This window comes from Ferruginibacter sp. (assembly GCF_031430955.1).
In the GTDB taxonomy this organism is placed as follows: Bacteria; Bacteroidota; Bacteroidia; order Chitinophagales; family Chitinophagaceae; genus Ferruginibacter.
Genome location: NZ_JANPCM010000380.1, coordinates 1 through 9,700 on the forward strand (window position 1 = coordinate 1; position 9,700 = coordinate 9,700).

Here is a 9,700-nt window from a genome sequence, read left to right on the forward strand (position 1 = left end):
ATGTCGCAATACATTGCCTTACGTTTTGCACCCAATAATGAGTTTGTTGATCTGGCACATCGTGCTGTTTCAGAAAATTTATCTTCTAAACAAATTAAAGAAGCCATAAAAAATTGGAGAGGAGATTATAACAGGGTGTAAGGATATGAGATTTCGGATTTTGGATTTCAGCAATTGGAAAATTTGCAAACATAATGCATCAAGTTATAAATTCCCAATTCCCAATTGCTAATTCCAAATTCCTAAATGATTGTTGGGAATCAAAAGTAGTGACATAATTTTTCTCTCAGCGCTTCCGGCATTGCACAGCGCTTCATAGTGGAGGCATCTAAAAAATATAAAATTACTTCGCCGGTGTTCAGTAATTTATCCTGCTCATTATAAATCTCTGCATAAAAAATAATTTTATGATGAGCAGGCATTTCTTTTAATGTTGTTTTAATGGTGATCAGGTCATCGTATTTTGCAGGGCGTAAAAATTTGCTGTGTATTTCCACTACGGGCATAATAATTCCCAATGCTTCAATTTCTTTATACGTATAACCAATCTGGCGGATGGCTTCGGTACGTCCAATTTCATAAAATTGTGCATAGTGCCCATAATATACCACACCCATCTGGTCGGTAAGGGCATAATGAATACGAACTTGTGTTTCTGTTACAAACATATTTAATCATTTAATTCAGCCGTTGCTGCTATCTCATCTTCAGGTTCTGTATTATTTATTTTCCCTGCAAAAAAATCGGCAAATATTTTTGCATAATATACCAATGTAAAAAATGAAAGTATGGTGATGCTTTGTACTGCCAGATTAGAAGATCCGGTTGCGCCGAGGGTATCAGTTTCAATATGTGAGCTATAGTCTTTTATTTTTTTAAAAATGCCTACAAGCAATACAGGCACATGTGTTATAAGACCATAAATACCTAGCCCAATAAATAACATAAAAAGTAATTCTGATTTATCCAATGCAAAGTTAACCTCAGCATTCAATTCGCCGTTATTACATATCCATTGTGCAAATTGTTTTGATTTTTTTATGCAATAGAAGGCAGCTAAAAGATAAGAGCCGCTGACAATAATATTCCAAATAACGGTTTCCATGTACCCTCCTCCACGCAATCCTTCTCTAAACCAGGAATACAGGTATAGTAAAAATTGCGGAAGGCTAAGTAAAAAAAAGAAACCACTAAATATACCAACAATAATTATTGTCAGTTGAACGAGATCAAGTCTTTTCATTATTGCTGGTTTAATTTTATTTTCCAACCATACTATCTATACTGGCCAGACCTGGGCCTACAAATAATATTAAAATATAACTGATTAGTTATAATGTGGCCAGTTCCCCTTTTCCAAAAACATCTCCTTTGTTCGCCATAAAGACCATCACACAGGTAGCAATTATTAAAGGTATTGTCGCTAACCGTGTAAACAAACCTAAAATTAAAAACACCGAACAAAAGAATTCTGCAAAAACTACCAGTGCTAAACTCATGGTGCTGCCGATGCCCATAAAATTCATAAAATCATTTTTCATTGTACTAAACTTCATTAGTTTAGTATATCCATGCATCAGCATTAAAATGCCCACACCTAATCTTAATACTAACATTGCAGTACTGAAAGCACCAGCCGAATACTTTGTAGAAAGTAGTTTTTTCATTTCCTTTTGAATTTACAGGTTATTGTTTTTTATTTTAAATTTTACAAAATCCTTAACAGCAAAACAAAAATACATTCGTTTACATTACAACAGCTAACATTTATCCACTTATTCACAATAAAATTGGAACAGTGTTTGCTTAACTGTCATTATAGTTATTTTTACAATTGTAAAAGCCCCGAACATACCAACATGATAAAACATAAACTTACAGCCCTGCTTTTTTTTGCCGGGCTTTATTGTACAGTAATAGCACAACCTACCAACGCCATTACCAATCCCGAAAAAAAATATAATGATGCCAAAGAATTATTTGTAAAAGAACAGTTTGCCCTGGCTTATCCTTTATTTAAAGAGCTTAAAGATAAAACCCCTGATAACAGCATCAGCAACCACACTTACCTTAACGACGATATAAAATATTTTTATACCGTTTGCGAATTAAAACTGCAGCAACCTGTAGCCGAAGACGAAGCTAAACAATACATAGAAGTTGTTAATAACGAACCACGCCGCCAACTGATGAGTTACCATTTGGCAAAATTTTATTTTACTAAAGATGATTTTAGCAATGCTATTACTTATTACGAAAGGGCAGGGTTGGATAATTTAAGCAACGATGAAATTGCTGATGCAAAATTTGAACGGGCTTACTGCTACTTTAATTTAAAACAATTTGAACAGGCTAAACCATTGTTTAACGAAATTCATCAGTTGCCTAAAAACAAATATTACTACCCTGCAAATTATTATTATGGTTTTATTAGTTATTACGACAGGCAATACAACGAAGCATTAAAGGCTTTTAAATTAGTAGAAACAAAAGAAGAATACAAAGGCGTGGTGCCTTATTATATTGCAGAGATATATTATTTTCAGGGGAAAAAAGATGAAGCGCTACGGTATGGCGAAAGTGTACTGGCAAGGGGCGGTAATTTATTTTATGAAAAAGAATTGAAGTTGCTGATGGGGCAATTATACTTTGAGAAAAAAGAATTTGGAAAAGCATTACCTCTGCTGGAGTATTACGTAAACAACAGCAAAAAGGTTGATAAAGAAGTGTTGTATGAATTAAGTTATTGTTATTATCAGGCCAACCAGCTAACCAAAGCAATAGATGGCTTTAAGCAATTAAGTAATCAAAAAGATTCGCTGGGGCAGAACAGTATGTATTTGCTGGGAGACTGTTATTTAAGAACTAATCAAAAAGAAAATGCAAGAAATGCTTTTCAATATTGTGCGTATAATAGCAGTAACGCAAAGCAGCAGGAAGTATCGAGATTTATTTACGCTAAACTTTCTTACGAGCTAGGGTATCAAAATATTGCACTGAATGAGTTGAAAAAATTTCTTGCCGATTATCCCAATTCCGATTATGAGATAGAAGCTAAAGAATTATTGGTAGGGCTTTTGGCCAACACCAATAATTTTTCCGATGCCTTATCACTATATGAATCGTTAGGTAAACCAACACTGGCGATGCAAAAAGTGTATCCCCGAATTTTATTTGGTAAAGCAGTGGAGTATGTAAACGATCAGCAAATATTAAGGGCCGATGAGTTGTTAACTAAAGTTTTAGCAGATCAGTATGCCGGACCAATATTACCTTATGCCAATTTTTGGAAAGGAGAAATTGCATTGCGTAATCAAAAGTATGATGATGCCATACGCTACATGACTTTTTATTTGCAAAGCAGTGCACCATCGCAGGGTGAAGCCAATCCGCAAGCGGCAAGATATAATTTGGCTTACAGCTGGATGAAAAAAGAAAATTACAAACAGGCTTTAAATTATTTTGAGCAGGTTACAAAAGTTGCAGGCACTGCTTCGTCGCCAATGGAACAGGATGCTTATGTACGCAGTGCCGATTGTTATTTTATGAACCGTGATTTTGCAAAGGCCAACAGCATGTACGATAATGTAATTAACAATGCACTGCCGCAAAGTGATTATGCTTATTTTCAAAAAGCTATGATTGCAGGTGTAAAAAGTTCAACCGAAAAAATAAGGACGCTTAATACACTTACCCGCCAATATCCGGAAAGTAATTTGGTGCCCGATGTAAATATGGAAGTTGCCAACACTTATATGGCCGATGAAAAATTCAGGGAAGCAATTCCGTATTTAACCAACATTATTAATATGCCCGATGCAGGGGGATTAAAACCTGTGGCTTATTTAAAATTAGGATTGAGTTATTTTAATATTGATGATAATAAAAATGCATTGGTAAATTATCAAACATTAATTCAAAAATATCCGCAATCTGCCGAGGCTGATGATGCTTTAGACAATATTAAAAGTATTTATGTAGAAGAAGGAAGGCCGAACGATTATGTGGAACTGATGCGTAAGAATGGTAAAAATATTTCTGTTAGCGAAGCAGATTCTTTAAACTATACTGCCGCCGAAATAAAATACAGTGCCAACGATTGTAATGCAGCAATTACTGGTTTTAATAATTATTTATCTCAATACCCCAATGGTGCGTTTGCATTAGAAGCCAATTATTTCCGAAGCGAATGTTACAATAAAAACAAAGATTTTAAAAATGCATTAACCGGTTACGATTATGTAAACGCTAAAGGGCAAAACCGTTATTTTGAAAGAGCAACTTTAGAAGCAGCAAGAATAAATTATTTTGAGTTGAAAGATTATTCGGCCGCAAAAAAATATTTCGAATCCTTATTATCAGGTTCGGTAAACCAGGATAATCAGTTGGAAGCATTAAGAGGTTTGGTGCGGTGTTATTATTTATTAAAAGATTACACCAAAGCAAACGACGCAGCAAAAACTTTGCTCACTAAAAAAGGTATCAGCACCGATGACAGATCAATCGCATTTTTAGTATTGGGTAAATCGCAGCAGTTAGCCGGCGATTGTGCTGCGGCGATAAGTTCGTTTAAATCTTGTGCAGCAATAAATAAATCGGCCTGGGGTGCCGAGGCAAGATATGAAATAGCCAATTGCCAGTTTACTTCTGGCAATTTAACCACAGCAGAAAAATCAGCCCTTGCAGTAATTAAAGAAACAGGATCGTACGATTTTTGGGTAACCAAAGCTTACATTTTACTGGGAGATATTTTTATGCAACAGAAAGATTATTTCAATGCAAAAGCCACTTATGAAAGTGTAGCAAAAAATTCTGTTATTGCCGAATTGAAAACAGAAGCACAGCAAAAATTAGACAAGGCCATTGAGGAAGAGAAGATGAACAGTAAGGTGACAGGTAATTAGTAATTAGGAATTGGGAATTAGATCAATACAAAACAAGAGAAGTTAAAACAACAATAATGAAAATGCAAAGCAAAAAATATTCAATATTCCATATTCGATATTCGATATGTTTATTAGTTTTAAGTTTATCAACCACTATTGCTTTTGCCCAAAAAGACACTACTAAAAAAGGAACTACCATTGATATCACTTCCTCTTACAAACCGGTTTTACGCAATGCAGTAAAAATAAATTTTGCAGCATCGCAGCTTAATGCCGATACCGGCAAACCAAAAATGAATTATGTGGTGCCAGCTCAAAATTTATTTTATTCTTATCAGCCCATATCTTTAAAACCACTGGCATTGCAGCAGGATACTAATTTATATTTAGGCATGCGGAATTATTTAAAAGTAGGTTTTGGTAATTTTTCAACGCCTTATGTAAGTGCAGGTTTTAGTTTTGGCGATGCTAAAACAAGTTTGCTAAATGTATATGCCGATTATATTTCCAGCAAAGGAAAAATAAAATACCAGGATTATTCACAACTTAATTTAAAAGCAACAGGCAGTTATTTTACTGCAAAGAACGAAGCATATGGCAGTGTAAACTACAGCCAGAATGATGTGTATTTATATGGATACGATCATGCATTGTACAATTATAAAAAAGACAGCGTACGCAACCAGTACCAGGATCTAATGCTTAAAGCTGGTATTCGTAACACCGTTGTTGGCGATTTTGGAATTAAATACAATCCCAATGTGCAGGTAAATATTTTTACCGGTAAAAATAAATTAAGCGAAAGTTCTTTAATTATAACAGCACCTCTTGAAAAACAATTTGGCGAAGCCATGGCTATAAAAGTAGAAGGCCGTGCCGATATTACGAGTTACACTACAAAAGATTTAACAAGCAATGTAAAAATTACCAATAATGTTTTTCAGGTGGCACCGGCATTAACTTTTGCATCGCCGCAGTTCACCATTAATGCAGGCATTACGCCAACCTGGGATAATGGCACTTTTATTTGGCTGCCCAATGTATATGCAGAGGTACAGGTAAAAGAAAAAGTTTTTATGATACAGGCAGGCTGGGTGGGTACTTATACTAAAAATACTTTTCGTAACCTGGTAAATATTAATCCTTACCTGCAAACTATTGCAGCGCAAAAAAACACCAAAGAAATTGAATACTATGGTGGCATAAAAGCAACACTCGGTAAACATTTTAATTTTAGTGCCAAGGCAGGTTTAATTAGCTACACCGATATTCCTTTGTTTATAAATGATACTGCAACAGATAATAAATCTTTTAAAGTAGTATACGAAAGTAAAGCCAATAATTTTCGTGTACATGGCGACTTAAGTTATATCAGCCAGGATAAATTTACGGTAACAGCTGGCTTAACTTTAAATGGTTACACCGGCTTTAATACCAATGGAAAAGCATGGAATACTGTGCCCATGGAATTTACGAGTTCTTTACGCTGGTGGGCATTTAAACAGGTATTGCTTAAAGGAGATTTTTATATGTTTGGTGGTGGAAATTATTTGGCAAAAGGCAATACTTCGAAAAACTTTAGCGGCGGAACTGATTTAAGTGCCGGCATGGAATTTAAAGTAAATAAAACTTTTAGTGCATGGCTTGATGTAAATAATATTTTAAATAATAAATACCAGCGCTGGCATAATTACGAAGTGTATGGATTAAATGTTTTGGGCGGTGTGAGGATAACATTTTAGGAGCCCCCTCCGCCCCCTGAAGGGGGAACTTGATTATGGAGATGACCAATGCGATGCTTTTAATTTAAAAAATTCAAAATAAATTATCAAGTATTTTTTTTGTGCCAGCTTCAATAATTCTATTTAACATCGTTGTGTCACTCACTTTTACTGCATACCTTTGCTCAACGCCTTAAATTCAATGCAACATTTAATTGCTTCATATCTTTTTCAAAATAAATACTGTGCCTTACCGGGCATTGGTACTTTATCGTTAACTGCCGGTAAAGCCGCCACCGATTTTCTCGACAAAAAAATTAAAGCACCGCTTACTGCAATCACTTTTAGCGAAGCTGAAAATAAAATGGACGGATTGCCGGAATATATTGCAGCAACAACAAACAGCGATAAGTACGAAGCAACAGAAGCCTTAGAACACTTTTGTGACAGTATAAAAAAATCGCTGAATAATAATGAACCTGTTATACTTGAAAGTGTCGGTCAATTTTTTGTTGATGGTTCTGGCAGTATAAAATTTCAACCCATTGATTTGCCCAAAGCTTTTTTGCAGGATGTAAATGCAGCAAGAGTAATTCACCCCGAAGCGGAACATCATATTTTGGTAGGCGATAAGGATAGTACCAACACATTAATGACTGAATACTTTAGTGAAGAAGCGCCTGTAAAAAAGAGCCGCTGGTGGATATGGGCCATAATAATTGTATCAATTGCATTACTGGCATTACTCATTTATTCTAATAGTTTAAACGCTTCTTCAATGGCAGGTAACGCAATGCCCATACAATAAATACGTGATGAAACTAAGTACAAGAATAATATTGTTCTGCATTTGCTGCCTTACATTTATAAGCTGCGACAGGGTAACAAAAGATCTTGCCAAAGAACATTTAAAAGATAAAGCCACAAAAACATACCTGAATGATACGGTAAGATTACAATATGTTGAAAATACCGGGGCGGCCTTAAGTTTGGGAGACGATTTACCAAAGCAGGTTAGTTTTTGGTTGTTAAGTATTTTACCATTGCTAATTTTATCAGGATTATTTATTTACACTTTAAAAAACCTGCAGCAAATGGGAGCGATGAAAGTATTTTCAATTGCACTTGTTTTTTCCGGCGGCATAGGAAATATTACCGACCGTCTTTTATACGACAGGCATGTTACCGATTTTTTAAATGTAGGCATTGGAAATATCCGTACAGGTATTTTTAATGTTGCTGATGTTTGTGTTACCTCGGGTGTAATTGGACTATTGATTTTTTTTAACGAAAAACGAAATAAACCAACTGTTAATACAAATCAAATTGCCCCTCAATAAAGTATTACTGCATGATTCACTACACTAACTGCCCCATTTGTTCTTCTCCAAATATTGCTCCACAACTAAACGCAAAAGATTATACCGTTTCGCAAAAAGAATTTGCTGTTTGGCATTGCAAAAATTGTACAGCAGGGTTTACGCAGGATGTGCCGGAGCAAAATGAAATTGGGGTATATTATCAGTCGGATAATTATATTTCTCACAGCAATACTAAAAAAGGTTTTGTAAATACTTTATACCATTGGGTACGAAGCCGCACTTTAAATAAAAAAAAGCAATTACTTATAGATGAAGTGGGCATGGTGAAAGGAGAAATGTTAGATATTGGTTGTGGCACCGGGGCATTTTTAAACACCATGAAAACTGCAGGCTGGGGTATTACCGGTTTAGAACCCGATGCAACCGCAAGAGCAAAAGCTGCAGCATTATATTCCATACAACCGCTTTCCTCCGAAAAAATATTTGAATTAAAAACTTTCACCTACCATGCCATAACAATGTGGCATGTGCTGGAGCATGTGCATGAATTGCATGAATATATAAAACAATTATCAACCTTAATTACACCCAACGGAAAAATATTTATTGCTGTACCCAATTATACTTCTAAAGATGCAGCAATTTATGCAGCGCATTGGGCAGCTTACGATGTGCCCCGGCATTTGTATCATTTTTCTCCTGCAGCAATGCAGCAATTAATTACTCAGCACAATTTAAAAATCACTGCCATCAAACCTATGTGGTACGATAGTTTTTATGTGAGCATGCTCAGCGAAAAATATAAAAATGGAAAAAGCAATATTATCAGAGCGTTTTATAATGGCTTTATATCTAACTTAAAAGCTTTGGGAGATAAAACAAAATGCAGTTCAGTTATTTATGTAATTGCAAAAAATTAGTTCAAGGTTATCTCAAACATTTTCGGCCAGCGCTTGCCGGTAATAAATAATTTTTTTGAGGCGCTGTCGTAAGCAATACCATTTAATACGTCTGTTCTATCGGTCATTTCTTTAGAGAAATATTTTTCTCTTAAGTCTGGCAAATTAATCTTACCAACTACCTTTCCGCTGCCGGGATCAATCTTTACTATAAAATCGGATTGATAAACATTCGCAAAAACAAAGCCATCAATATATTCCAGTTCATTAATAGAGTCAACAGGAACCCCATCTTCGGTAACAGCAACGGTACTTTTTACCCTGAAAGTTTCAGCATCAACAAAATATAAATTGGCAGTGCCATCACTTATAATTAAATCAGTGCCATTATTGGCAATGCCCCAGCCTTCATATGGCCAATTAAAAGTTTTAATTGGTTTGTCGATATTGGTTATGTCGTAGACAAATACAATATGGTTCTGCCAGGTTAACTGGTAAAGTTTTCCTTTAAAAATATTTATGCCCTCACCAAAAGTGCTGTCCGTGCTATTCTTTCCAATTTTATGTTTCTTTTCAACTTTGCCTGTCTTTAAATCTACTATTCGTAACATCGAGTTGGTGTAATCACCAGTGCCTTCATATAATTTTCCGTTGTATAATTGCAAGCCTTGTGTATAGGCACTCGTATCATGCGGATAAATATTTACAACGTTATATTTTATTTGCGGCGTGGGTACTGGCCGAAGGGTGTCATCAGTTTCAGGTAGTTTATCACTATTCCCATTACAGGCAGCTAAAAAAATAACCAGTGTTAAAGCGAAAGTGTATTTCATAATTTAAATGTATCAGCAAATGTAGTAAACTGCAACTGA

At 35.2% G+C, this 9,700-nt stretch carries 10 protein-coding genes; 6 read left to right on the top strand and 4 right to left on the bottom strand.

Annotated features, from left to right (window positions below):
- Positions 1–141, top strand: coding sequence for a DUF6526 family protein (locus ACY65O_RS10810; protein WP_462220879.1), 141 nt, complete (start codon positions 1–3; stop codon positions 139–141).
- A 119-nt stretch (positions 142–260) separates the two neighbouring features.
- Here the strand turns inward: ACY65O_RS10810 and ACY65O_RS10815 are convergent, their stop codons facing one another.
- From ACY65O_RS10815 to ACY65O_RS10825, 3 genes are all read right to left on the bottom strand, one after another.
- The gene (locus tag ACY65O_RS10815; RefSeq protein ID WP_462220870.1) at positions 261–668 is read right to left on the bottom strand and encodes an acyl-CoA thioesterase; all 408 of its coding nucleotides are present in this window, start codon (positions 666–668) and stop codon (positions 261–263) included.
- Positions 669–670: 2 nt separating this feature from the next.
- Positions 671–1,243 (bottom strand): hypothetical protein, encoded by a 573-nt coding sequence (locus ACY65O_RS10820; protein WP_462220871.1) that lies wholly within the window; start codon positions 1,241–1,243, stop codon positions 671–673.
- Positions 1,244–1,331: 88 nt separating this feature from the next.
- Entirely contained in the window at positions 1,332–1,667 is a 336-nt protein-coding gene (locus ACY65O_RS10825; protein WP_462220872.1) for a DoxX family protein, read from the bottom strand.
- 192 nt (positions 1,668–1,859) lie between these two features.
- Here ACY65O_RS10825 and ACY65O_RS10830 point away from each other — a divergent pair, with 192 nt between their 5' ends.
- The 5 genes from ACY65O_RS10830 (at position 1,860) to ACY65O_RS10850 (ending at position 8,849) form a co-directional block, all read left to right on the top strand.
- A complete protein-coding gene (locus ACY65O_RS10830; protein ID WP_462220873.1) occupies positions 1,860–4,904 on the top strand; it encodes a tetratricopeptide repeat protein in 3,045 nt (1,014 codons plus the stop codon).
- Positions 4,905–4,960: 56 nt separating this feature from the next.
- Positions 4,961–6,628, top strand: coding sequence for a TonB-dependent receptor (locus ACY65O_RS10835; RefSeq protein WP_462220874.1), 1,668 nt, complete (start codon positions 4,961–4,963; stop codon positions 6,626–6,628).
- A 181-nt stretch (positions 6,629–6,809) separates the two neighbouring features.
- A complete protein-coding gene (locus tag ACY65O_RS10840) occupies positions 6,810–7,415 on the top strand; it encodes an HU family DNA-binding protein (RefSeq protein WP_462220875.1) in 606 nt (201 codons plus the stop codon).
- 7 nt (positions 7,416–7,422) lie between these two features.
- Positions 7,423–7,947: a signal peptidase II gene (lspA, locus tag ACY65O_RS10845; protein WP_462220876.1), complete on the top strand. Its 525-nt coding sequence runs from the start codon at positions 7,423–7,425 to the stop codon at positions 7,945–7,947.
- 11 nt (positions 7,948–7,958) lie between these two features.
- Positions 7,959–8,849, top strand: a complete 891-nt coding sequence (locus ACY65O_RS10850) for a class I SAM-dependent methyltransferase (protein WP_462220877.1) — start codon at positions 7,959–7,961, stop codon at positions 8,847–8,849.
- On the opposite strand, the gene ACY65O_RS10855 is transcribed toward ACY65O_RS10850, so the two are convergent.
- Positions 8,846–9,661, bottom strand: a complete 816-nt coding sequence (locus ACY65O_RS10855; RefSeq protein WP_462220878.1) for a glutaminyl-peptide cyclotransferase — start codon at positions 9,659–9,661, stop codon at positions 8,846–8,848. The genes ACY65O_RS10850 and ACY65O_RS10855 overlap by 4 nt on opposite strands.
- Positions 9,662–9,700: the final 39 nt, after the last annotated feature.